The sequence below is a fragment of the Pseudidiomarina piscicola genome (assembly GCF_902806985.1).
Taxonomy (GTDB): domain Bacteria; phylum Pseudomonadota; class Gammaproteobacteria; order Enterobacterales; family Alteromonadaceae; genus Pseudidiomarina; species Pseudidiomarina piscicola.
Genome location: NZ_CADCXY010000009.1, coordinates 1 through 24,657 on the forward strand (window position 1 = coordinate 1; position 24,657 = coordinate 24,657).

The 24,657-nt window shown below is 49.7% G+C and carries 21 protein-coding genes and 1 tRNA gene; 16 read left to right on the forward strand and 6 right to left on the reverse strand.

The window, feature by feature from the left end; translation table 11 throughout:
* Positions 1–564: 564 nt before the first annotated feature.
* Positions 565–4,035: a translocation/assembly module TamB domain-containing protein gene (locus tag PSI9734_RS11615; protein ID WP_173921297.1), complete on the reverse strand. Its 3,471-nt coding sequence runs from the start codon at positions 4,033–4,035 to the stop codon at positions 565–567.
* Entirely contained in the window at positions 4,032–5,807 is a 1,776-nt protein-coding gene (locus tag PSI9734_RS11620) for an autotransporter assembly complex protein TamA (RefSeq protein ID WP_173921298.1), read from the reverse strand. Before PSI9734_RS11620 ends, PSI9734_RS11615 begins: the two co-directional genes overlap by 4 nt.
* Positions 5,808–5,968: 161 nt before the next feature.
* Here PSI9734_RS11620 and PSI9734_RS11625 point away from each other — a divergent pair.
* The 3 genes from PSI9734_RS11625 to rimI all read left to right on the forward strand — a co-directional run bounded on the left by PSI9734_RS11625 (position 5,969) and on the right by rimI (position 6,920).
* A tRNA-Trp gene (locus tag PSI9734_RS11625) sits at positions 5,969–6,045 on the forward strand.
* Between the two features lie 37 nt (positions 6,046–6,082).
* Positions 6,083–6,490, forward strand: a complete 408-nt coding sequence (locus tag PSI9734_RS11630) for a hypothetical protein (protein ID WP_173921299.1) — start codon at positions 6,083–6,085, stop codon at positions 6,488–6,490.
* Entirely contained in the window at positions 6,483–6,920 is a 438-nt protein-coding gene (gene rimI, locus PSI9734_RS11635; protein ID WP_173921300.1) for a ribosomal protein S18-alanine N-acetyltransferase, read from the forward strand. Before PSI9734_RS11630 ends, rimI begins: the two co-directional genes overlap by 8 nt.
* Positions 6,921–6,923: 3 nt before the next feature.
* Here rimI and PSI9734_RS11640 read toward each other — a convergent pair whose 3' ends face one another.
* Complete coding sequence (locus tag PSI9734_RS11640) at positions 6,924–7,235, reverse strand: ArsR/SmtB family transcription factor (protein ID WP_173921301.1); 312 nt, start codon at positions 7,233–7,235, stop codon at positions 6,924–6,926.
* Positions 7,236–7,402: 167 nt separating this feature from the next.
* Between PSI9734_RS11640 and PSI9734_RS11645 the strand changes: the two genes are divergently transcribed.
* From PSI9734_RS11645 to PSI9734_RS11670, 6 genes are all read left to right on the forward strand, one after another.
* Positions 7,403–7,834: a cytidine deaminase gene (locus PSI9734_RS11645; protein ID WP_173921302.1), complete on the forward strand. Its 432-nt coding sequence runs from the start codon at positions 7,403–7,405 to the stop codon at positions 7,832–7,834.
* Positions 7,831–8,607: a deoxyribose-phosphate aldolase gene (deoC, locus tag PSI9734_RS11650; protein WP_217420789.1), complete on the forward strand. Its 777-nt coding sequence runs from the start codon at positions 7,831–7,833 to the stop codon at positions 8,605–8,607. The genes PSI9734_RS11645 and deoC overlap by 4 nt, the downstream gene beginning before the upstream one ends.
* A complete protein-coding gene (gene deoA / locus PSI9734_RS11655) occupies positions 8,607–9,944 on the forward strand; it encodes a thymidine phosphorylase (RefSeq protein ID WP_173921303.1) in 1,338 nt (445 codons plus the stop codon). Before deoC ends, deoA begins: the two co-directional genes overlap by 1 nt.
* A 4-nt stretch (positions 9,945–9,948) precedes the next feature.
* On the forward strand, positions 9,949–11,175 hold the full coding sequence (locus PSI9734_RS11660) for a phosphopentomutase (protein WP_173921304.1): 1,227 nt from the start codon (positions 9,949–9,951) through the stop codon (positions 11,173–11,175).
* A 22-nt stretch (positions 11,176–11,197) separates the two neighbouring features.
* Positions 11,198–11,905, forward strand: coding sequence for a purine-nucleoside phosphorylase (deoD, locus tag PSI9734_RS11665; protein ID WP_173921305.1), 708 nt, complete (start codon positions 11,198–11,200; stop codon positions 11,903–11,905).
* Positions 11,906–12,126: 221 nt separating this feature from the next.
* The gene (locus PSI9734_RS11670; protein WP_173921306.1) at positions 12,127–12,831 is read left to right on the forward strand and encodes an OmpW/AlkL family protein; all 705 of its coding nucleotides are present in this window, start codon (positions 12,127–12,129) and stop codon (positions 12,829–12,831) included.
* A 284-nt stretch (positions 12,832–13,115) separates the two neighbouring features.
* Here the strand turns inward: PSI9734_RS11670 and PSI9734_RS11675 are convergent, their stop codons facing one another.
* Positions 13,116–15,578, reverse strand: a complete 2,463-nt coding sequence (locus tag PSI9734_RS11675) for a S8 family serine peptidase (RefSeq protein ID WP_246194953.1) — start codon at positions 15,576–15,578, stop codon at positions 13,116–13,118.
* 288 nt (positions 15,579–15,866) lie between these two features.
* Here PSI9734_RS11675 and prfC point away from each other — a divergent pair, with 288 nt between their 5' ends.
* Positions 15,867–17,456 carry a peptide chain release factor 3 gene (prfC, locus tag PSI9734_RS11680; protein WP_173921307.1) on the forward strand — a complete coding sequence of 530 codons (1,590 nt, stop codon included), beginning with the start codon at positions 15,867–15,869 and terminating at the stop codon, positions 17,454–17,456.
* A gap of 15 nt (positions 17,457–17,471) precedes the next feature.
* On the forward strand, positions 17,472–18,269 hold the full coding sequence (locus tag PSI9734_RS11685) for a TatD family hydrolase (RefSeq protein WP_173921308.1): 798 nt from the start codon (positions 17,472–17,474) through the stop codon (positions 18,267–18,269).
* On the opposite strand, the gene PSI9734_RS11690 is transcribed toward PSI9734_RS11685, so the two are convergent.
* Positions 18,229–18,792, reverse strand: a complete 564-nt coding sequence (locus PSI9734_RS11690; protein ID WP_173921309.1) for a hypothetical protein — start codon at positions 18,790–18,792, stop codon at positions 18,229–18,231. The genes PSI9734_RS11685 and PSI9734_RS11690 overlap by 41 nt on opposite strands.
* 41 nt (positions 18,793–18,833) lie before the next feature.
* Here PSI9734_RS11690 and serB point away from each other — a divergent pair, with 41 nt between their 5' ends.
* Genes serB through PSI9734_RS11715 form a run of 5 tightly spaced genes read left to right on the forward strand, consistent with a single transcriptional unit; the run spans position 18,834 to position 23,326 of the window.
* Positions 18,834–19,511 (forward strand): phosphoserine phosphatase SerB, encoded by a 678-nt coding sequence (gene serB, locus PSI9734_RS11695; protein WP_173921310.1) that lies wholly within the window; start codon positions 18,834–18,836, stop codon positions 19,509–19,511.
* Position 19,512: 1 nt separating this feature from the next.
* Positions 19,513–20,874: a DNA repair protein RadA gene (gene radA, locus PSI9734_RS11700; protein ID WP_173921311.1), complete on the forward strand. Its 1,362-nt coding sequence runs from the start codon at positions 19,513–19,515 to the stop codon at positions 20,872–20,874.
* 1 nt (position 20,875) lies between these two features.
* Positions 20,876–21,637, forward strand: a complete 762-nt coding sequence (locus PSI9734_RS11705; RefSeq protein WP_173921312.1) for an ABC transporter substrate-binding protein — start codon at positions 20,876–20,878, stop codon at positions 21,635–21,637.
* Positions 21,624–22,574 (forward strand): FecCD family ABC transporter permease, encoded by a 951-nt coding sequence (locus PSI9734_RS11710; protein ID WP_173921313.1) that lies wholly within the window; start codon positions 21,624–21,626, stop codon positions 22,572–22,574. Before PSI9734_RS11705 ends, PSI9734_RS11710 begins: the two co-directional genes overlap by 14 nt.
* Positions 22,571–23,326 (forward strand): ABC transporter ATP-binding protein, encoded by a 756-nt coding sequence (locus PSI9734_RS11715; protein WP_173921314.1) that lies wholly within the window; start codon positions 22,571–22,573, stop codon positions 23,324–23,326. The genes PSI9734_RS11710 and PSI9734_RS11715 overlap by 4 nt, the downstream gene beginning before the upstream one ends.
* On the opposite strand, the gene PSI9734_RS11720 is transcribed toward PSI9734_RS11715, so the two are convergent.
* A complete protein-coding gene (locus PSI9734_RS11720) occupies positions 23,323–24,642 on the reverse strand; it encodes a S41 family peptidase (protein ID WP_173921315.1) in 1,320 nt (439 codons plus the stop codon). The genes PSI9734_RS11715 and PSI9734_RS11720 overlap by 4 nt on opposite strands.
* Positions 24,643–24,657: the final 15 nt, after the last annotated feature.

Below are 24,657 nucleotides of genomic sequence, written 5' to 3' on the forward strand. Positions count from 1 at the left end.
TAGTGAAACGCTTCAGCGCCGATGGTAGTGTGGGGCTTCCCCATGTGAGAGTAGGACACCGCCAGGCTTTAATTTAGAAGAGGCCCTCAGCTAACGCTGAGGGCTTTTTTTTTGTGGAAACAAAAGAGCGTTGGTCGTGCGTTCGGCTGCGCCTCACTGTTCGTTGGTCGTACGCTGCGCTGTTCGTTGTTCGTTGTTCGTTGTTCGTACGTTCGGCTCGCGCCTCACTGTTCGTCGTTTGAAAAAACGCAAAGACACGAGCGATGTTCGCTGTTCGCTGTTTGAAAAAGATAAAACAAACATCGCTCTTAATCTTTTGCCCTAACGAACATCCAACATCAAACATCGAACATCGCTCTTCGTCTTTGTCCCTAACGAACATCGAACATCAAACATCGAACATCGCTTTCGTGTTTGGCCCTAACGAACATCAAACAGCTAACATCAAACAGCGCTTTTCGTCTTTGCGAGCAGCGCGAAGCGCGTACGAACAACGAACAGCGCAGCGTACGACCAACGCTCTTCGCTCTACAGCGTACGACCAACGCTCTTCGTCCTCGGCCCTTACTCCTTTTCAAACGTATAAAATATATCCCCGCCTTGGGACTTGGTGCTGGTCATCGTTTCAATTAATAGACGCTCTGTCAGTTGATACCGGACTAAGAACGTATTGGTACTATCGAGCAGGCCGATACCGTATTTTACGTAGAGCTTAGGTGACAAATATTTACCGATATAAAACGAAGTTTCGCGGGTTGCTGAGTTTGAGTCGATACCGAATTCATCGAAGCCAAAGGTATCTTGTAATGACTCACCGATAGCTTCTGTCCCTTTCGCCCCCAACATTAATAACGCTTGAAGTTGGAGATCGCCAGAACCTGTGCTTGCGGCTGACTGCATGCTTCGACCGAGTAACAAATATGACAGTACTTCCGAATCGGGCATCGCAGGTGTCGAGAAGAGGTTGAAACTTGGTTCGGTTAAGGTTCCTCCAACTTGTGCGCCAACACTGACATTACGTGCCGCTGTGGTGTTGTTGATCTCGCGTTTGACCCGTAGGTTCAGTCCCGGGTTGCTAATATCGCCGCCATTATAAATGAAAGCGCCGCGGTCGATGGCCAGTTCCTGGCCGTAGATAGTGTATAAACCCTCGGTGACATTGATGCTACCAACGCCTGTTAAGGGGCGTCGTGGTTGCTCAACGACTTCGAGGCTACCGGCAAGCTTGCCTTCAAAGCCATAGGCGTTGACACTTACATTATCACTGAGATTCACTCGTACGGCCGCCTGTACCTTAAGCCCGCCTAAGGTGTTGCTGCTGCCAGCAACGGCCTCACCGTTTTTAGTCACCACCACGTCTGGTGAACGTGCGACCGCATTTTCAAACTCAGGTGCGGTGATTTGGGCATAAGGAACGTCAACGGTACCCGCAATATCAATGAGCTGATCTTTTAGGTGGATACGAATATTCGGGCTCACATCGACAGTTGCTATCGGCATCTGTAGCGCTCTGAAATTTTGTCCTTCAATCGCTAAGAAAGCTTCCTGTTCGAGGGGAATTGCTAAGCCCTCTAATAGCAACCAACCCTGGTCGCCCGACCGCGCTTGGCCTTCTATTTGCAGTTCACCTTGAGTGTCAGGGGCATCAATTAGAGCAAGGCGCACCTCATTGAAAACTAGGTTTGTTTGTGCGAAACCAACGGTTTCGGCATAGACCTCCATGTCACCTTCTAATGTCGGTGCGGCCATGGTGCCCTGTAATTGCAAAGATGCGGTCGCTCGACCACCCTCATAGCGAAGGCCTGGTAAAACCCAATCTAGCATTGCCAGATCGTCGAGTTGAAAGATCAATTCGCCTTGGATATCTTGCGCACCATACAAATCGCTGACTTTTACTTCACCGATCAGTCCACCTTGCCCGTCGGTAAGTGTCCCATCAAGGGTGGCATAGATTTGATTAGGGTCACCCTTTGCGATAAGTTGCCATTGCTCGAGTTGTGTCTTCATGTCTTGGTCAAGGGCAAAGAACGTCGTGTCGTCACTGGACACTTGCGCATTAATAGCTACCAACTTAAAACTTTGTCGATCGAGCTTGGCGTGGGCCTCCACATCAACGGTGCCAGCGATACGTTGTGCGACATCTTGCTTGCGTAAGCGGTTAAGTAACCACAATGAAAGCTGTTTGCCGGTGATAGACATGGACACCTTGTCTGCATCCGCTTCAAGTCGTTGGCAAATGGCCCCAAGTCGATCGCCATCATGGTGAAGGCAAAGATCAGTGTTCGTGAGTTGCCAACCATAGCTTTGTTTGGCGAATTCGAACTGACTCATTTCTGACGTCGACCAACTGCCGATACTCTCGGTCGTTACCGCTAAGGTTTCGACATTTAGCTTGAGCAGATTAAGCTGTTCATTGGCGTCAAGTGAGAAGTTAAGCGTTAAACTTTCCAGCTCCGTAACAGCTGCAGGTAGCAATGGCAGCTCTTCGAGTGCGCCAAGACGAAGTTCGCCAGTAACACGTTGGTCGCCAGCTGTAGAGCCATTCAATTGCAGGCGTGATTCACCAATAGCTAAGGTTAAGCCATCGGCGGTTAGTACATTTTCAGTAAAAAACAGCCCGCCAGCTAACTCAATGTCGGTGCGTTGAGCGTCTGTTTCGACGACTGCAGTACCGTCTTTAATATCAAGTCGTAATTCAAGCTTAGGTGACCATGCGAGTTCGGCTGTCGCAGTGAATGTTAGCTCTTCTGAGTTGGCTTTTAAGGTAGATAAAGACACCTTATTAAGGTTGCCCGTGCCGTTTGTCACGAGTTCGGCGCGACGTTCCCTATCGGTCTCGGTGTTTGCGTAAAGCAGCTGATTTATCATTTCAAATTGGTAAGCGTCGGGGGTTCCTTCAAGGTCGATGACGCCTTCGACCAATTCTAAGGTTTCAGTTTCTGCCCGTTGTGCGAGTTGTGTTAGGTCTAAATCACGATAACTAGCTGTCAGGTCAAAAGGGCTTGATGCGTAGTCGGTTGCGAAATTGCGGTGGCGCCATTTACCATTAAGTTGCAGGATGCCTTGCTTGGCGCCTATACCACTTAATTCCAGCTTAGAAATAACCGCTTGTTCTGAAGTGACACTCACCTCGGCCGACAGTTTCGTGGACTCATTCACCAAGCTTTGCAGTTGCGGTACGTTCTGTTCAATAAGCCCACTAAATAACGTGAGCGGTAAGCGTTCAAGATCCAATTCGGCGCGCCATTGTAATTGGGCTAACGGTGCAGTAACCGTGGCCGTTAAGCGCTGGGTAGGCGTTTGCGCCGTGGTGAACTCACTAGTCACTTGCAGTGGGCGACCTGAAAGCTCACCGCCGATAGTTAAATTGCCATCAATACGACGCGCATTGACCGCATGGTAATCGACCGCTAATTGGTAATCAGCTTGGAGCTCAATTGCGTAATTATCGGTCGTCGTGATCTGTCCAGACCCATGCAGCAGTGACTGTTCGCGAGTCACCCTAAAATTTTCGATCTGAAGTTGCATCGCACGCCAATCGATTGTGGTTTGAAAAGTTGAAACTATTCTCTGTGGTGATGCTTCGGTTGACGCAGCAAGCCACACCTCCGAAATACTCAATTGCTTAACGTAAACGCCAATAGGTAACTCGAGGTGAGGGAGCTCGATGGAACTATCTGGATCTGTGCTAGGTGCTGCCTTGCGCGTGATCTGAACCTGCTGTAGTGAAAGACGGTCAACGGTCAGTTCGTTATTGAATAGATCGAACGGACGCCAACGAATTTCCGCTTGCTTAATGGCCACTTCTAGCCCTTCACTATCGACCACAACACCAGTTAATTCGAGATTGTCGATCAACCGTCCGCTTAAGGTGTCGTACCGAACCTCTGTGCTATTAGCGTCTAATGCCCAGTTCAGGGCGACATCTAGGGTCCACTTAGAGCCTGTGGTAGTGCCCACTAGTGCGAGTACTAGTAAAGGCACAATCACAAATAAGGCAACAATAGTTATTGCTAGTCCTTTTAACCACTTCATAAATCGGGCCCTATGGTTAAATGAAGACGCCAAGGCTTATCGGGTTCGTCAATCGCTTGAGCGACATCGAGTCGAACAGGACCGATCGGCGATAGCCATCGAGCACCTATGCCGATGGTTTTCTTCAACGGCATTGACCACTCCATTCCGGTATTACCAAAATCTGAGAAAATCGCTACACGCCACTGCGGCGCCACCAAATAATCGAATTCGGCACTGGTGATAGCCAAGTAACGCCCACCTGTCACGACGCCCTCGGCATTTTCTGGTCCTAGTTGTTGATAGGCGTAACCGCGCACACTGTGATCACCGCCGGCAAAAAAACGTAATGAAGGAGGTAGTTGGGAAAAATCGCCGGCACTTATAGCCCCTACTTCTGCGCGTGCAAGAAAGCGCCATTTCTGAGTCAGAGAGTAAACCGTTTTACCGCTTAAGGTAAGCGAGACAAAACTAGTGTCCGATAACACCGCATCACTGGCCGCCTGAATGCGTGCGCTCACGCGGTAGCCGTTATCAATTAAATTACGGTTGTCATTATCAAGCTCGGACGAGACCAAACTGAATTCGGCGCTCGGCACGAAAAAGCCCGAACCTTGCTTTGGTGCGGAGCCAAATTGATAGTCTTCTCGTTGATAGGCTAATTGATAGGTGCGTTGCCATGAATCGTAATGTCGGGAGTCGCGCAGACTGGTCCGATAGAGTGTTGAGTCGATATCCTCATAAGTGCGATCAAGAATTTCACCAGTTATGCTGTATTGATCTCGAGAAGGGTTCTTGCCAGGAATGATATAGTCAACGAAGCCGGTATTTTGAACTTCTGATAGACGCACAATACTGCTAAGTTTATGCCCTCGATCGTTCACCCAGCGCCGATCAAAGCCTAGTGTGAGCCGTGCGCCTGTGTCGGTTCCATAACCTGGCCCAATTTGATAGTAATCGCGCTCATTGGCCGTCACACGTACGGAAATTGGTACGCTTTGCTGTTCTGCTTGGCTCCACAGCGGTGCCACTTCGACACTCTCAAAGTAATCGGTGCTGGCTAGGGCAACCTGCAAATCAAGTAAGTCGCGGGTATGGAACTCTTCGCCTTTCTCAAAGTGAAAATAGCGAGCCAGGAAATCACTATCTAGATGATTACAGCAAATTGAAATATCACCAAATTTATACCTTTGCCCACTATCAAAATGCAGCACGATAGACGCGGTTTTGTCGCCCAACTCAACGTTTACTTCTTGTTTGTTAAAGCTGGCGTCATAGTAACCTCGCTCGGCAGCTAAGCTGCGCAACATACTTTTGCTACGTTCATAGTTGCTATGGCGAAGTGGCTGCCCTTCATTAATCGGCAGTTGTCCTCGCAAACGCTTAAAAGTAGGGTCTTGCTGCGCTGCGCCAGTGAGATCAAGGTCGATGCTAGCAATAGTGGTAAGTGGGCCGGGCTCAATTTCGTAGCGTACCGTAATCTGTTGGTCGTTGGTGTCGATGCTATGACTGACTTTGCTATGGTAGTAGCCAAATGGCTCTAGGGCCTGAGCAATTGAGTTGTCGCCACGGCGCGCTAAGAACCTAAGACGGAAAGAAGCAGGTGCTGGTTTACCATTGTACTGCAGCAGTTCTAAATAACTGCGCACATTTGCGGCAAGCTCGCCCTCGACGCCCTCAATGACGACATTTAGCCGCGTTGTTTGCGCTTGCGGCTGTTGCGCTGCCAGCGGTTGCCAAACTGGAACACAGACGATTAGCAGTAGCAGCCATGTCAATCGGCTTAACGTCATCCTTTCTTCCCTACCTGTTAGCAGCGATAAAACTGAGTGTTATCTTGAGTATATCAAAGCAAACAAGATAAATCGGTGAAAAAAGCGGCAAGTAAACGTTAAAGCTCTATAAAAGACTTGCCACCCTGCAAGCTGCCAGTATAATTCGGGGTCTACGTTGCAGGGGTGTAGTTCCAATTGGTAGAACAGCGGTCTCCAAAACCGACGGTTGGGGGTTCGAATCCCTCCACCCCTGCCACTTCCAAGTTTCCGCAAAATTAGCTAAGCTGCTTTTCATGACTGAATCATCTAAACCATCGACTGCTAATGATGGCTCTCAGCTTTGGAATGAGTCTCAGCGCCATGCCATGGCAGCGCTGGAATTACCCATGTGGCAGACTTCTAGTGAACTCACAGATACGGCCTCAAGCTCAGCGTCGGACGCTGCGTTTTATTATAAGCTCGAAAGTTGGTTGTTGGTATCAAGCACACCTTTACCAGAGCCGTTAAGCCCTTGGCAACAAGATATTTTGCGCAGCTTAGCCCCCGAGCAACCCGCACGACCGACCGAAGTGTCTGCCACCGTAGCTGCCGAAGCAACAAGCACCATGATGCAACTTGATCTTGATGACATTTTTAAAGAGCATCCCAGCGCTGAAGCTAAACGCGCATTGTGGTCGCGCCTTTGCATGTCGAATGATTAAGCTACTGCATTCCTATCACACCGAGCTTTATCGTATTGAAACCTCGAGTCATGCGGGACCTTGGAGTGAGGCTCTGCTGCAAGACTGTTTTGGTGACGGCTATGAGGTTTATGGTTGGCTTGATCAGCAACAAAAGCTGTTGGCATTTTATATTATTCAGCGGGTACTTGATGAAATAACACTGATGAATATTGCTGTTATGCCTGAAGCGCAAGGCGCGGGTATTGGCCGCCACTTGCTGGAACATTTACAGGCTACTGCAAGCACTGAAAATGCAACTCTGTGGCTTGAAGTGCGCGCTTCAAACGAACGCGCGCTGAAGCTGTATCAACTGAATGGCTTTGCCGAAGTAGGGCGCCGCCGGGGCTATTATGCGCGAGGGGCTGAGCGCGAAGACGCAGTTATTATGCGGTGGTCTGGCAAACCTTAGCGGCTAAAAGTCAGGACAGAACTTGTTCTTAAGTAACTGCATAAATTGCAGGGTATCTTGATCTTGAATTGAATAATAAATGGTTTGTGCTTCTTTACGAAATTTTACCAACCCTTGCTGCCGCAAAACGGCCAAATGCTGTGAAAAAGCCGACGCACTGAGCGGGAAATGACGATTTAACTTGCCCACGCTTTGTTCGCCATTGGCAAGATGGCAAAGGATCTGAAGCCGATGCTCATTCGCAATCGAACGTAAAAACACTGCGGCACTTTTCGCTTCATCTTGTTCCATTTCGGCAATGCTATGCGTTGACATTCAAAGTTCCTATTTTTCTAATCACAACACGATCTGTGGTAATTCTAATACTACCTCGAGCGATAATATTAACATAGCTCAACGAAATACGGTTAATACCGAGGCTCACTTGGATTCAAGTTTTTAAAAGAGTAAGCTAACCTCCCATAAGCTAAGAATACTATAGTATGAGTAAACAAACCGACAACATTGAACACCTTCGCCAACACGCGAAGCTAGCGAGTGAAAAGGCCCATGCCCCCTATAGTAACTTTAAAGTAGGTGCGGCAATTCGTATGCATAACGGCGATGTCATTACTGGCTGTAACGTCGAGAATGTGTCTTACGGTTTATCAAACTGCGCCGAACGCACAGCTATTTTTAGCGCTATTGCGCAGGGCTACTCGGCTGCTGACATGGCCACGGTGGTGGTGTATACCCCAAGTGATCAAACGTACGCCCCGTGCGGAGCATGCCGACAAGTACTCGCTGAGTTCCTGCCTGCCGATGCCGTAGTGTCATCCACCAGTGAGGGGGCAGCTCGACACTGGCGTGTCGGTGAACTACTCCCCGACGCCTTTGAGTTCGATGTTGAAGCCTATCGGAAAAAGACCCTATGATAGATATAACAACCGCCGCGAAACTCGGCATTCAGCTGATGGACTTAACCTCGCTGAACCTTGATGATACCCCTGCAAAAATCTCCGAGCTTTGTACGACCGCAAAAACTGACTACGGTCAGCCTGCAGCTTTATGTGTTTACCCGGAACATGTTGCGTGGGCGAAATATCAATGTTCGCAGCGTGGTCTTGCCACGATGAAAGTGGCCACGGTAACCAATTTCCCTGCTGGCTATGACGATATCGAACGTGCCTTGGAAGAAACCCAACGTGCGATCAGTGCTGGGGCAGATGAGGTTGACGTAGTGATGCCTTACCGTGCTTTTTTACAGGGCGATCGGCAACTGGCTAAAGAACTGATTACAAATTGTAAAGGCATTGTGGGTGACGCCAAAGGGTTAAAGGTTATTTTGGAAACGGGGGTGCTTGAGCAACCGAAGCTCATTCGCGACGCTAGCTTGCTGGCGATTGACGCCGGGGCTGACTTCATCAAAACATCCACCGGTAAGGTGCCTGTGAATGCGACACTGGGGGCTGCCAAAGAAATGCTGAGCGCGATTAAAGAAACCGGTGGACGTTGCGGATTTAAAGCGGCAGGTGGCGTGAGAACGGCGACCGACGCACAAGCCTACTTACAACTTGCAGAATCCATTTTAGGGCGAGACTATTTATCCGCAACAACGTTTCGCTTTGGTGCCAGTGGGTTATTGACCAACTTACAGCAGACGCTGGCAGGAGAATCATCAATGAATCAATCAGGGACGAGCTATTAATGTTATTGCCACAAGAAATTATCCGAAAAAAACGTGATGGCGAAGCACTGCTGGAAGCGGAAATAGCGTTTTTTGTTCAAGGTATCACCGACCATTCCATTTCAGAGAGTCAAATTTCGGCGCTGGCTATGGCAGTTTTCTTTAACGGTATGACCATGCAAGAACGGGTCTATCTAACGGAAGCCATGCGCGACTCCGGTCAAGTGTTGCACTGGGCTGATCTTAACCTTGATGGACCTATCTTGGATAAGCATTCAACCGGTGGTGTCGGCGATGTTGTAAGTTTAATGCTTGGTCCTATTATTGCGGCCTGCGGTGGTTATGTGCCGATGATCTCTGGTCGTGGCCTCGGACACACCGGCGGCACTTTAGATAAAATGAGCAGCATTCCGAATTATCAGGCACTGCCCAGCGATCATCAGTTTCGCCAAGTCGTGCAAGATGTTGGGGTTGCGATTATAGGTCAAACTGGAAGTCTAGCACCGGCAGATAAACGCTTCTATGCGACCCGAGACGTAACCGCAACGGTTGAATCTATTCCACTGATCACCGCATCGATTCTATCGAAAAAACTTGCTGCAGGGCTCGATGGTTTGGTGCTTGATGTTAAAGCGGGAAATGGCGCGATCATGCCTAATGTTGCGGCTGCCGAAGAACTCGCCAATAGTTTGGTACAAGTGTCGCAAGGGGCAGGTTTAGCAACCAGCGCGCTAATTACAGATATGAATCAAGTGTTGGCCTATTCCGCGGGCAACGCGGTAGAAGTTCGCGAAGCTATTCGTTATTTACGTGGTGACGCGCGCGCCCCACAACTGCATCAGGTCACGGTTGCATTGGCGGCAGAAATGTTGGTGCTTGGCCGCCTGGCTGATAGTGTTGAAGCGGCCCGTGAAAAGGTAGAGCAAGTGCTGGCGAACGGTAGCGCGGCCGAGAAATTTGGTCAAATGGTAGCGGCGTTAGAAGGACCTAAAGATATCCTTGAAAACTATCAGTCGCATTTACCCTTGGCATCCGTTGCTGCTCCGGTATTTGCTTCGGCAGAACAGCTTGAACAGGGCCAATTTGTTGAACATATTGATACCCGCCAAGTTGGCATGTCGGTGGTCGCCCTTGGTGGTGGCCGTCGTCGTAGTGAAGACACACTCGACTATAGTGTTGGCCTAGATAACGTGATTGGTTTGGCAACACCCGTTGATGAGCAAACGCCATTGGCAACGGTGTATGCTGCCGACCAAGAAAGTTGGCAGGCTGCGGCCGCAACAGTTCGCTCAGCCTTTAAGTTAAGCTCGGAACCAACCAAGATTCCTACCGCGGTTCATAAACGCATCGGAGGATAATGAGATGGCACGTGCAGTTGTAGTGGTATTAGATTCGTTTGGTGTCGGTGCGGCAGATGACGCAGATAAATTTGGTGACGTCGGCGCCGATACCTTTGGTCATATTGCTGAGTACTGCGCGGCGGGCAAAGCCGAGCAGGGTCGTAGTGGCCCATTAAAGCTACCCAACCTCGTGAAGCTTGGCTTAGCAGAGGTAAGTCGCGGTGCAACGGGGCGCTATCCCGCTGGTTTTTCGGCGGAGCCAAATTGCATTGGGCGTTACGGCTGGGCGCAAGAGTTGTCGTCGGGCAAAGACACACCGTCAGGGCATTGGGAAATGGCCGGAGTTCCGGTGACGTTCGATTGGGGATACTTCCTTGATAAAGAAAACTCTTTTCCGGCTGAATTATTGCAACAAATGATCACGCAAATGGCGTTGCCCGGTTACCTTGGCAATTGTCATGCCTCTGGTACCGAAATCATTGAACGCCTGGGGCAAGAGCACTGTGACACCGGCAAGCCAATCGTCTATACCTCGGCGGACTCGGTATTTCAAATTGCTTGCCATGAAGAGTCGTTCGGCTTGCAGCGTCTGTACCAACTATGTGAATGCGTACGCGAGCTGCTCGAGCCTTATAATATTGGTCGGGTCATTGCACGACCGTTTCGCGGTTCAAAGGCAAGCGGTTTTGAACGCACTGCGAATCGCCGTGACTACGCTGTACCACCCCCTGCAGCAACGGTATTAGATGAGTTAAAAGCTGCCGGTGGAACCGTGGTTAGCATTGGCAAGATCGCTGATATTTTTGCGCACCAAGGCATTTCAGAGTCGCACAAAGCTGACGGGTTAGAGGCCCTCGTTGATAAAACATTAGAAGCACTGTCGACAGCACCAAATAGAAGTCTCATTTTTACCAACCTAGTCGATTTCGACACGCTGTACGGCCACCGTCGCGATGTCGCGGGCTACGCCCGAGCACTCGAGCAGTTTGATCAGCGATTACCTGAGCTGATGTCGAACTTAGCTGAAGATGACGTACTTATTTTGAGTGCCGACCATGGGTGTGATCCAACTTGGCACGGCACCGAGCATACGCGCGAATTTGTGCCGGTTTTAATGTACGGTAAAAATTTGCCGGCGGCAGCTTTAGGACAACGCAAGACCTTTGCTGATATAGGTCAAACCATTGCCGAGCTGTTGGAGTTAGAATCTTTGGAGTACGGCACATCGATGCTCCCAAAGAAATTCTAAGTTAAGTTTAAGGACCACGACATTGGCAACGCCACATATTAACGCCCCCAAGGACGCTTTCGCTGCGACCTGTTTGCTGCCCGGAGACCCTTTGCGGGCGAAGTTTATTGCAGAAAACTTTTTTGATGATGCTGTGTGTGTGAACGACGTTCGCAATATGCTGGGTTATACCGGCAGTTATAAAGGGCAGCCGATGTCCGTAATGGGCACCGGCATGGGGATGCCGTCCTGTGTTCTGTACAGCACTGAGCTGATGGAACATTACGGTGTGCAACGACTGGTGCGTGTTGGCAGTTGTGGTGCTATTCAAGCAGCGTTAAAGCTTAAAGATATCGTGCTGGCGCACAGTGCGAGCACTGACTCGAGCATGAACCGTCTACGCTTCGCTGGTATGGACTACAGCGCAGCGGCATCGCCTAGGTTGCTGCAAAAAGTACTTAATCACGTTGATGACAAGAAGATCCCAGTGGCTGTGGGCCAGGTGTTCTCGACCGACAACTTCTATGGCGCACCAGACCACCAATTAGCCTTGTTACAAGAGGTTGGAATTCTAGCGGTCGAAATGGAGGCCGCGGGACTTTACGCTGCTGCAGCGAGGTTTAAAGCTCAAGCACTGACCGTACTTACGGTCTCCGATAATTTAGTTACGAACACCCAGCTTGATTCAAAAGAACGCGAAGCAGGGTTTTCGATGATGATAGAACTCACCTTAAATGCGCTGGTGAGTTAACCTTTCGGGTTCCAAATCATTTCTACTTATCCCCCAAGCTGTCGCTGCCATCAACAGTCGCGACACATTCAACCTATGGATATTCGCATTATTTCGATTGCGTAGCACATGCGTTGAAAATTGCGTAACTTTTTATACATACCCCGAGTAAAGCTTGATCTCTATCAATGTTTTAACTCTATAACCACATAAAATGTAGGGGAATAACTAAGGAGTGCTGTATGAAAACCTCAATGATTATAAGTGGCTTGTTAATTTCTGGCTTCATTTCCCCTATGGCTATTGCCGCAGATCAGTTTTCCGTGAATGTCGGTGCTATTGGTGTTATGCCGAACGATGATAGCGCATCATTACCGGTAATTGAATCTTTAGCCGGCCTAACTAGCGGTAGCACAGGTGTTACCGTCGACAACAATACACAATTGGGTATTACTTTTGACTATAGCTTCACGCCAAACTGGAGTTTGGAGTTAATTGCAGCAACCCCGTTTAAGCATGAAATTCATGGTACGGGTGCAATCGAGGGGCTAAAAGTCGGCGAAACCAAACAGCTTCCACCAACTTTATTGGCGCAATATCACTTTACTTTAGAAAGCGATGTTATTGACCCATTTGTCGGTTTTGGTGTGAACTACACCACGTTTTTTGAAGAAAAAGTAAGCCCTGAACTCGGTAGTGTTTTGACTGACCTTGCAGTAATTACTGCAAATGACGATGTTGAACTTGCACTATCAAATAGCTGGGGTTTTGCTTTACAAGCGGGCGTAAACGTTAAGCTGAGTGACAACTGGGGACTAAATCTAATGATTAGCCGTATGGCGATTGATACAGTTGCGGATGTTCGTATCAACGGTGCGACGGCAGAATCTATTGCTGTTGACATTGATCCTACGGTTGCCATGTTCGGTCTTCGTTATAGCTTCTAAGGAGGCAGGCTATGCAATTGCTTAAAGAGTTTATCTCTGATCCAGTTATCTTTTTTTCATTTACTGGACTAGCGGTACTGATGGGTATTTGCACGTTTTACGTGATTTACTTCTTAAAGAAAGCAAACGAAAAAAAGTAACCTAAAACAAGCTGGTTTCCGTGTTTGACTCAGCATTTAAAAAACGAGTATTAGCAGATTCGGTACCAGCTTGCTAGGCATCTTTCTTTGATGATAGAACTCACCTTAAATGCGCTGGTGAGTTAACCCACCAGCGCTCCTTGCTTAGTTACCAATGCGCGGCAACAACTGCGTCAGATCTCGAGCTAATTCAGCCCGGGTGACACTTTGGTCTGGACCGAACGAGGCGGTAAACTTAGGTGTCAGGTCGAAAGGACCTTGCACGACGTCAAGTTCAACTTGCGCAAGACCCATGTTGAGTGCCAGTTGAACATGACCACGCTTGGTTGCCGGAATGGCAAGACTATCTTCGATCTCAATCACTTGGTCGAACCGAGTTACCGTTAACGGTTGCTGAGGATCAAAGGCCGCGGCTTGTTGCTGTAACCCTAGCGCTTGCACGAGTGCATAGGCGACATCAACGCGAGAGACCGATTGATTGGCACCAAACCAACGTGCAGAGCTTGGCGACATTAACGGTGCAGTCGCTGCTGCTCCACCTAGTAGTGCGCCGTCATTCGCCGTCGCTGCGTTGGCAAAGGCTGCATGGCTCGCATGGGTGTCGAAGTAGAGAGACTCTGAACCTTGTTGTGCTTGGCGCAACAAGCCACTTAGGCTTAAGGCGTCGGCAAGTTCGATTTTGGTGGCCGCCGCATCAGGCGAGAAACCGCCATTGCGCGCATCCATCAGCCGCTCGTTGATAGCGAGCTCAATAAAGCCACGCGCTGGGTGACCGGCGGTATCATCGATGCCTGAAATACCCGCAGATTTCACCGTGCGAATCGAAACTTCGGTTGGAAGAGGTAAGCCAATACCGTTAGTGACACCTAGTGGGTCTAATGACAGGCCGCTAACAGAGCCAATACCACGAGCGTAGACCTTCCACGTACCAGCGACGGCTGGCGCCGTTACACCGACCGAGGAACCCAGTACCGGTAGCCCAATTCCTGAGCCATAACGATTGCCGTTCGGATCCTCTAAAACAAATGCCGTGCCTGACTCAATTTGCGCACTGGCAAGCACCAAAGTAGCGTCTTGGTCAACGGTGAAGGTTTCAGCTGCGGTGTCGCCAACAGGGAAGTACTCAACAGTGCGGGTAAAGCTATCGCCATCGGTGAGTTCAACATTAGCGTTGAAGGTGCGGTTTTGTTTTACCGTATCACCGAACAGCGTTGGGCTCTCGAGGGCCGCTTTGACCGCTGCGTGGGCATTAATATAACCGGCACCCGCTTCCCAAGAGTCGCGACCTGGCATGACCGTCGCGGTGTCTTGAATGATTTGCTTAACTTCCTGCCATTGTAGGTTGGGGTTGGCTTCTAAGATTAAGGCAACGACACCTGAAACATGAGGAGCAGCCATCGAGGTACCGCTGGAGATGGTATAGTAAGCTAGTTGTTCCGGCGGAATCTCCTCGGAGTCTTGTTGTGCACTCAAGCCACCTAAGCTCGACAGTGAGGCGCGAGCAGAAATAATATCAACTCCTGGTGCCGTGATTGTCGGGCGGTCTTCCCAGGTATAGGTTTCACCGTCCACTTCAACTTCGCCTGACTTGCCATCGACACCACGCGAACTGAAATCCGCTAATTTGCCGCTTTTATCACCTGCGGCAACGGTAATAACCCACGGTGCTTTTTTAAAGTTACCGGTGATGGTCGATTCGCCTGGGCCTGAATTACCTGCCGAGAAAACAGTGATCACACCATTGTCAGCGAGCTTTTTGGTGGCCACGTTGGTCGGATCATCGGGGTTAAAATCGGTTCCTACATCGCCGGTGTTACCGAACGAATTTGAAATCACACGAATGTTATAGGTAAATTGATTATGAAGGGCGTAATCAAAGCCACCTAAAGTGTCGAGAATAAACAGACCAGCACCTGAGCCATAGCCAATTAAAGAAGCTCCTGGCGCCACGCCGGTGTGTTCTCCGTTACTCATACTACCGCTACCACCAACGGTGCCAGCAACATGCGTACCATGGCCACCCAGAATATCTGTATTCGCTACATTTTCCTGGTACGTAATAGGTAGCATACCACTGAGGCTGTTCAGGTTTACCTGAGCTAATACGTTCTGTACCACGTGCTGCGGGTACATTAAGTCACCGTGTGTCCCATCAACACCAGAGTCATTGATGACAACGCCGATACCGCGGCCGGAAAAGGGAATACCATTGTTACGTAGGTCTTTATCGGCTCGAAGGTTTTGTACGCCGGTAATAGCCGTGGCATCGCCGTTTTCTAACGAAAGCGGGTCATTATGCCAAACTGAGCGAACATCTTCGCGTTGATAAATGGTTTCGATTTGAGCGCGAGTTGCTAGTACACCAGCCATAGGTAATTCTTGCATCACCACGCCGTTAAGCCCGAGCTGTGCCAAAAATTCGACTTGGCTTGCCGAGGGAGCTTCGCTCTGATCAAAGGTAACGATCACGGGATGTAACGTTGCATCATCGGCGGCACTTACGATTGAACGTAGGTCTGGGTCAAAGGTTTTCGCTATACCCACTGTTGACGATAGTGAGAATGCTAATGCGAGTGTAATACTTGAAAGCTTTGTTTTGGTCATCATAGTTGCAGTCCTGTATCAGTTATTTTTGTTGGCGATATCAGACTGCCATGAGCTCAGGTGGCAAATATATAGGGGTAATCCCTCTTATTGCTCGAAACAAAAAGCTAAAAGAAGTAATGGTTGCGCGATTTATAATGTTTAGTCAATTTGCTAGAATAGAGGAATCATTTTTACAGTTATTAATAATGGTTTTTCTAGCTGTAACGCTTGTCGGGCTGTTTCAAAGTCAGGGCGTAGAGTTAACTTATATTGTGTACAAACCGTTGTACCACATGGGAATTTAAATACATGGCAAACGCCGATTTTCTTAATCAAATCAATAAGCGAAGAACTTTCGCAATCATATCGCACCCTGATGCGGGTAAAACAACGATTACTGAGAAAGTGCTCTTGCACGGGCAACGTTTGCAAAAAGCAGGTACTGTAAAAGGTAAAAAGTCTGGTCAGCATGCAAAGTCGGACTGGATGGAAATGGAAAAAGAGCGCGGCATCTCGGTGACGACCTCGGTGATGCAGTTCCCCTACCATGATGCGTTAGTTAACTTACTCGATACTCCGGGGCACGAAGACTTTTCGGAAGATACTTACCGGACCCTGACCGCGGTGGATTCGTGTTTAATGGTGATTGACGGTGCTAAAGGTGTCGAAGACCGAACCATTAAACTGATGGAAGTAACTCGCCTGCGGGATACGCCAATCATTACTTTCATGAACAAACTTGACCGCGATATTCGCGACCCGCTTGAACTGCTTGATGAAGTGGAAAGCGTGCTCAATATCATGTGTGCGCCGATAACTTGGCCTATTGGTTCGGGTAAAAACTTTAAAGGTGTTTACCACCTGCTCAACGATGAAGTCATTCTGTATAAAACCGGCCAGGGCCATCGAATTCAAGAGCGCGAAGTTGTTAAAGGCCTCGATAACCCAGAGCTCGACGCTAAGTTAGGTGGCTACGCTGACGAATTACGAGAGCAAATAGAGTTGGTACAAGGCGCCTCGAACGAATTTGATCTAGAGATGTTTTTGGCGGGAGAATTAACGCCGGTCTACTTCGGTACAGCGCTGGGTAACTTTGGCGTTGACCACATGCTAGATGGTCTTGTTGATTGGGCACCAAAGCCTCTACCACGCGAAACGGACACCGGCGAAGCTGTGGTGGCCGCGCGCGAGGAGTTCTCTGGTTTCGTGTTTAAAATTCAAGCAAACATGGACCCCAAGCATCGCGACCGCGTTGCCTTCATGCGAATTGTGTCAGGCAAGTACCAAAAAGGCATGAAGATGCATCAAGTACGCTTAGCTAAAGGTGTGCGCATTGCGGATGCGTTAACGTTCTTAGCTGGCGATCGTGAGCATGTTGAGGAAGCTTACCCGGGCGACATCATAGGTTTGCATAATCATGGCACCATTCAAATTGGTGATACTTTTACCGCTGGCGAAAAATTTAAATTTAGTGGCATACCAAACTTCGCCCCAGAATTGTTCCGTCGTATTCGGCTTAAAGATCCACTGAAGCAAAAGCAGCTGTTAAAGGGCCTTGTGCAGCTATCTGAAGAGGGTGCGGTGCAAGTATTCCGCCCGTTAGCGAACAATGATCTGATTGTCGGCGCCGTCGGGGTATTGCAGTTTGACGTGGTGGTACATCGCTTAAAATCTGAATACAACGTCGATGCCGTGTATGAAAATATCAACGTGGCGACAGCGCGTTGGGTATCGTCAGATAGTGAGCAGAAGCTTGATGAATTTCGCCGCAAGGCAGAAGTTAACTTGGCCCTTGATGGCGGTGATAACTTAACTTACATTGCGCCGACCATGGTTAATTTGAACCTCGCCACAGAGCGGTATCCAGACATTGATTTCCATCACACCCGGGAACACTAACTTGCCGAGGCCGTTATGAATACCAACCTCTTTGATAGTCATTGTCATCTTGATTTTGAGAGTTTTGATGATGACCGAGAAGAGGTTGTAAAACGAGCCTATGCCAAGGGCGTGCATGCGATTCTTGTTCCTGGCACCCGCCGAAAAACACCAAAGATTAGTTCTGATAAAATAAGTAAGGTCGCACTTTATTATGCGGTGGGGCTGCACCCCTATTTTATTGATGAGCATCAAAGTGACGATATAGCTTGGGTACAGCAGCAGCTTGAGACTCATGCAAATTATTGGGTCGGTGAGATTGGCCTCGATCGTACCTGTCACCAATGGGATAAACAGTGCGAGCTATTTGAGCAACAAGTAAAGCTGGCGAAAAACTATCAACGCCCTGTAATACTTCATCACCGTAAGTCGCAGAGCGATTTACTCGGTATTTTAGCGCCTTACCTTGATGAATTGCCTCAGTTTAAAGGTATTCTACATGCCTTTAGTGGAAGCCCAGAACAGGCACAGGATTGGGTTGATAAAGGCTTTAAGCTTGGGGTAGGCGGAACCATTACCTATGCGCGGGCAAAGAAAACGCGAGCGGCAATTCAAGCCGTGCCGTTAAGTGCTTTGTTGCTGGAAACTGACGCGCCGGATATGCCGCTGCAGGGCTTTCAGGGAAAGCGTAATGAACCGGCACAAATTGCCGAGGTGCTGAGTGCGTTAATAGCGTTGCGTAGCGAGAGTGCTGCACAGGTTACCGAGCAACTTTGGCGTAATAGCCAAACCGCTATTCAGGCGCTCGCCAGCGTCGATAGCGCCACTTGTTAAACGTTAAAGTCATTAGCACGCCCGCTAAAATAGCGAAAACAAGTAAAAATTGTCCGTAGTAACTTAGATATTCGTGCACAGAAATGGGTTCTGCAAGCAGCATTGGCTGATTGATGGCAATGTGCAAATAGCCATGAATGAGCTCTTCTTCGCGAACCTCTTCAACCAAAACAAACACTTTTTCGGCGCGGGCGGAAGGTGGCTCAGCACTTACTAAGGCACGACCGTAGTTGTCATAAATGGCGCTGTAATCAATAAGTGGATGCTGGGCTAAGTTATCAACCAACGTCTGCAGTTTAGCAACGTCATTTTCTATCAGCCAATAGCGGGCCTCGTTAGCTGCCTGTGCTGCAGTTAACTCAATAAGTTGCTGGCTATGTGACTGTAACTCAGCCAAACTCGTTTCCTGCATGGTACTCCAGAGGTTTTCGATCAAGATGATCAGGAGCACTGCCACAAGCAGTCTACGGCCGCGGCGATAGACAAGTTTAGTGATATTGATAAGATGTTGCGCTGTCGTCATAACAAAACTATACGCTGTGCAACCCTACAAGAGCAACACTAATGGTAACGATAGATACGCCTGGCATCGTAATATTCGATATGGACTCGACGCTAATCACCATCGAATGTATTGATGAACTGGCGGCATTACGAGGCAAAAAACAGCAGGTGAGCGCGATTACCGAGGCCGCCATGCGTGGTGAACTTGATTTCGCGGCAAGCTTGCGCGAGCGGGTAAAGGTGTTAAACGGCGTGTCTGCAACTGAGATGCAGCAGCTGTTTGAACCTTTACCTCTAGCGGTGGGGGCGCGCCAACTGATTCAATGGTTTAAGCAGCACGGCTGGCGCACAGCTTTAGTGTCAGGCGGTTTCACATGGTTTAGTGAGCGCGTCGCTGACGCTTTACAATTAGATGCGCATAGAGCCAATCAATTGCATTGGCAGGGTTCCCAGTTAAACGGTGAGTTAAGCGGTGAGTTAAGCGGCCCCATAGTGGATGCCCAAGCCAAGGCGGATTATTTATGCGAGCTGGCAACACGCTGGTCGATTCCATTGAGTAATACCATTGCTGTAGGGGATGGCGCCAATGACCAGCTGATGCTAGCTGCTGCCGAACTTGGGGTCGCCTACTGCGCCAAACCGATGCTGCGCGAACAGGCCGATTGGTGTATTGATGAACCAGACTTGATGCAGCTAGCAAAGCGCTTAGACGCCATCAACAACAACGAGAAGAGCTAAAATGGCAAAAGCAAAAACTGCGTATGTATGTAATGAATGTGGTGCTGACTTTGTACGCTGGCTGGGACAGTGTACCGAATGTAAGGCTTGGAACTCGTTAACTGAAGTTCGTCTCGCCAGCGCAAAAACCGTCAGTGTCGAACGAAGAGGCTTTGCCGGTTCAACACAGGCGCAAGTGCAAACCTTGGCCGAGGTCGACTTACAAGATTTGCCGCGCTTTAGTAGTACGTACAAGGAGTTCGATCGAGTGCTTGGCGGCGGTATTGTGCCCGGTTCAGCGATACTCATTGGTGGCTCACCTGGCGCTGGTAAAAGTACCTTGTTACTGCAGACAATGTGCCAACTTGCCGGGCAAATGAAAACGCTTTACGTAACCGGTGAGGAGTCGTTGCAGCAAGTCGCGCTGCGTGCGCAAAGGCTTGGTTTGCCAACTGATAAGCTTCGCATGCTGGCCGAGACGTCGGTGGAAACGATTTGTGATTTAGCGAACAAAGAGCAACCCAAAGTAATGGTGATCGACTCGATTCAGGTGATGCACTTGGCAGACATACAGTCAGCTCCGGGCAGTGTGTCACAAGTGAGAGAGTCGGCTGCTTATTTAACCCGTTATGCCAAGCAAAAAGGGGTCGCTATCATCATGGTAGGTCATGTGACGAAAGATGGTGCACTGGCCGGCCCTAAAGTGCTTGAGCACTGTATCGATGCATCGATTTTACTAGAAGGTACGGCTGATTCTCGCTTTCGCACTTTGCGCGGCAACAAAAACCGCTTTGGACCCGCCAATGAGCTTGGCGTGTTCGCAATGACCGGTCAGGGTTTGAAAGAGGTTAGCAACCCCTCGGCAATCTTCTTACAACGCGGCGAAGAGCATGGTAACGGCTCTGTGGTGATGGTGATTTGGGAAGGGACGCGTCCTTTGTTGGTCGAGCTACAAGCGCTCGTCGACGCCAGTCAACTGGCGAGTCCGCGGCGTGTTGCTGTGGGTACCGAAGCAACACGTTTGGCGATGCTACTCGCTGTATTGCATCGTCATGGTGGTTTACACATGTCCGACCAAGATGTTTTCGTTAACGTGGTCGGCGGGGTTCGCGTCACTGAGACAGGGGCTGACTTAGCCTTGTTGCTTGCCATCGTTTCAAGTTTTAAAGAACAGCCTCTGCCGCGCGACTTAATCGTGTTCGGCGAAGTCGGCTTAGCCGGTGAAATACGCCCGGTACAAAACGGTCAAGCTCGTTTAAATGAAGCCGCGAAACATGGCTTTACTCGGGCCATTGTCGCCGCTGGGAATAGACCTAAAGACCCGATTGAAGGTATGCAGGTGACCGCTGTAAAAAATTTACAGCAGGCGCTAGAGGCAATTTAGCGTGCGCTTTCTATGGCTGATTCTGTTGTTACTGGGGCCATCCGCACAGGCTTCGCAAGCCCAGCGGCTGGTGAGCATCAACCCGTGTTTTGACAACTGGCTACCGCAGTGGGTTGGCCAGCCATGGCATATTGTGCCGTCGACGGCACATGGCGACAGGCTAGAACAGATTATTGCGCTTCGGCCAACACGGGTGCTGGCGGGGAGTTTTGTTGGGCGGCAACTGCGGCTGGCGTTAACAGAACGTACAGCCGTCTCAACGTTACCCTACGTGACGCATTGGCAACAATGGCGCGAGGCGGTGAATACGCTAGGCCAAACGCTTGGCCAAGCGCCCCAGGCGCGGCGCTGGCTGTTGAGCCAAGAGCAACAAATGGCGCAGCTTGAGCTACAGGGGCTAGGTGAAACCTTGGTGTTAATGCCCAATGGTTATACCTGGGGTGAACAAAGTTGGGTTCACCAATTGTTAACTCAGCAGAGCGTAAGCTTGTCGCCCCTCGCAGGATCACAAGATCTGGTCCGATTGAACCTTGAGCAGGTGTTACAAAGTCAGCCCGACACGGTTATTTTAGAAGGCTTTTCGACGCGTTACGCGCGTGCCCATGATTGGCTCTGGCATGACGGCCTGCAAGGGTGGTTAACCGACCGTCGAGTGATTGAAATTAACGCCAAGCTTGCGGGGTGTTCTACGGTACGAGCGCTTGATTACCTGCAGCAACTACAAAGTCATTTAGCGAGGGAGCACGGCAATGCTGCGCCATAGCGTGCTATTAATCTTCAGCACTTTACTGCTGCTAGTTATTCATACTTTTATGGGTAGTAGTGGTTGGGGCTATCAGCATCTAGGGGATGCTGCAGCCGTTATCTTGTTTGATATTCGCCTACCACGTGCTGTCTTGGCAATGCTCAATGGTATTGCCCTAGGTGTCGCCGGAGCGGTTTTACAAGTGATATTTCGGAACCCATTGGCAGAGCCTGGAATTACCGGTGTCGCTGGCGGCAGTGCGTTAGCCATTGTGGTGGTGCTCTATTCGGGCTTGAGTCTACCTATTAGCGGTGCGCTGCCGCTTATAGGTATGTTTGGCGGGCTCGTTAGTTTAGCGGCGTTATGGCTCATTGCTGGCAGACATACAAGCGGTTTACGGTTAATTTTAGCAGGTGTCGCAGTGGCATCGTTTAGCGGAGCGCTGCTCTCTTTAGTGCTTAATCTGGCACCGAATCCTTTCGCTTATTTAGAGTGGAGTCTATGGCTGCTTGGTTCAGTTGCCAACCGCGGCTGGGAGCAGGTGTACCTGTTGCTACCAAGCATGGCTGTGGCCTTCGCATTACTGTATTGGCAGCGTCACTTTATTCGGGCGCATATTTTTGATCCGCAAACCTTGGCGAGTCTTGGCTTTCGCCAAAATTGGTCGCTGTGGTGGGTGCTAGCAGGGGTGACACTACTGGTTTCCGCCTCTGTGGTGACTGCTGGCGTCATTAGTTTTATTGGCTTATTGGCCCCCCATTTAGCGCGCTTGCTAGGTGAACATCGACCGCCCCAATTGATGCTGTTGAGTGGGCTCGGTGGTGGTGCTCTGTTGCTATTGATCGACGCCGTGGTGAAGTTGATACCGACCACAGTCGAGCTGCAACTAGGCGTTGTAGCTGCCTTTATTGGCGCTCCCTGGTTAGTTATCTTACTTATGAGGCAAACGCGATGACCACGCTAGATGTCCGTCAGTTAAGTCACTCGACACGATTACGCGAGGTAAGCTTTTCAGCGAATAACGGCCAGTTGGTAGGGGTTATCGGTGCAAATGGAGCAGGTAAGTCAACGCTTTTACAGTTACTTTGTGGCGTGGTACCGGCTGACTCCGGTACGGTTTGGTACCAAGGCGATAATTTATTGCAAACACCTATGCTAGAACGGCGCCAACTGCATGGTTATCTACCACAAAACCCGCTCGTTGAGACAGATGTTTCAGTAACGCACTTTCTGCAAGCGGGCTTGGTTAATTTGAAAATAAAACAGCCCGCCAGCGAACTTGCGCGCGTGGTCGACAGTATGCAACTCGAACCGTTAATGGGGCGCCCGGTGACACAATTGTCAGGTGGAGAGCAACGACGCGTTCATCTGGCCAGAGCTTTATTAGGTAACCAGCCGTGGCTGATTTGCGATGAGCCGACCGCCAGCCTCGATCTCTATTACCAGTTACAGGTCATGGAGGTGCTTAAAGCCCAAGCAACACAAGGTAAACTGGTAACGATTGCGCTACACGACTTAGGGTTAGCTGCACGTTTTTGCGACCGGTTACTGTTGCTAAACCAGGCCGAGTTATTAGCCCAAGGCACACCCGCCGAGGTTCTCAGTGATGAAAACCTCGCCCAGGCTTATGGCATAAAAGCTCGCTGGCTTTGTACCGATGAAGGAGTGAGTTTGTTGCCGAGCTTATTAACGTCTACCTCAAACTAATGTTCGCTCGCCCATTGCTGTAACAACGGGTGGCCTTGCTTGGTTAATCTTGTGCGTGTGTGCAAAGCTGTGGCGCCCGCTGTGGTGCAACTGCCGGAACTGATGTAAACCTTTGCTTCATCGAGCAGTGGGTCGCCCGCAGCTCCCCAGTCTGCAACGAGTGTATCCATTGCGGTGCAGTGCGGCTCGATACCGTCGAAGTAGCGGCCTTCACCCGCGGCATTCACCGTTTCAAAGTTAATCACGAAACTACGCTTATCGCAGAACGGGTCGGGTGATTGTCCTACGGGTTTGCCACAAGTTGTTTGTCCCACAACCACCACTTCCACAAAGGGGCTTAGGCCGTTAATAATAAGCTCAGAAGATGAACAGCTCGACCCTGTCGTGAGCACAAACACACGATTTAAGTCTAATTGCTGTACCCCCTCAATGAGTTCAAACACGGACGTGTAATTGTTTTCGCTATTTTTATCGTTGAACACTAGGGACACAAACGGCTGACCGATCACATTATTGCCCGCAGCTTGAGTGGCTGCTTGGTTTGCGTATCGAATCAATCCGCCGCCGTTATAGCGTAGATCAATCACTAGCTCGTCAACCCCCACAAGGGCATCATAAGCTTCATTCAAGTCGGCACCGGTGCGGTCGATAAAGCTATTTAAAACATAATAGCCAACCTCACGTTCTGCTACTTGAAACCGCTCAACAGCCAATACAGTATTGGTTTCGACCTCGACTTTACTAATGACGGCGTTGAATTGCTGGCCATCAGGGCGTTGCCAGGTAAATTCGGCTGTAACGCCGACGTCGGCCGACCCCAGCGCCTGATTGTAACTGTTATTGGCGATGAGCGTTGCAACGGGAACACCGTCGATGGCGACGATTTCGTCGGCACGTTGCAGTCCCGCGGTTGCTGCGGGCGAGTCATTGAACACATAGTTGATGAAGACCCGATTGCCGTTGATGCGTGTCGAGAAGCCGAAACCAATATACTGCGCGTTAACAAAGCGTTGCTGATATTCTTGTTCCGTAAGAATATAGCTAAAGCGGTCTTCATCACTGCGAATTGCGGCCAATAAGTCATTTACAGAAGCATAACTATCGGGGTCCACCGAGCTTGGAATATCTTCGTACCAAAAATAATTTTCACGCATATAATCCAGAAAATAGCGGTTTTGGTCGGTCACTGAGCAACTGGTCACCGTATCGTTGCCACCGGTCGACTCGTTGTCACTGCCGCCACAGCCTGTCAGCGCGAGACAACACAGTACTATAGGGAATAACTTACGGGGAATGGCGGTGATTTTGCGTAACATGGCATAACCTCGAAT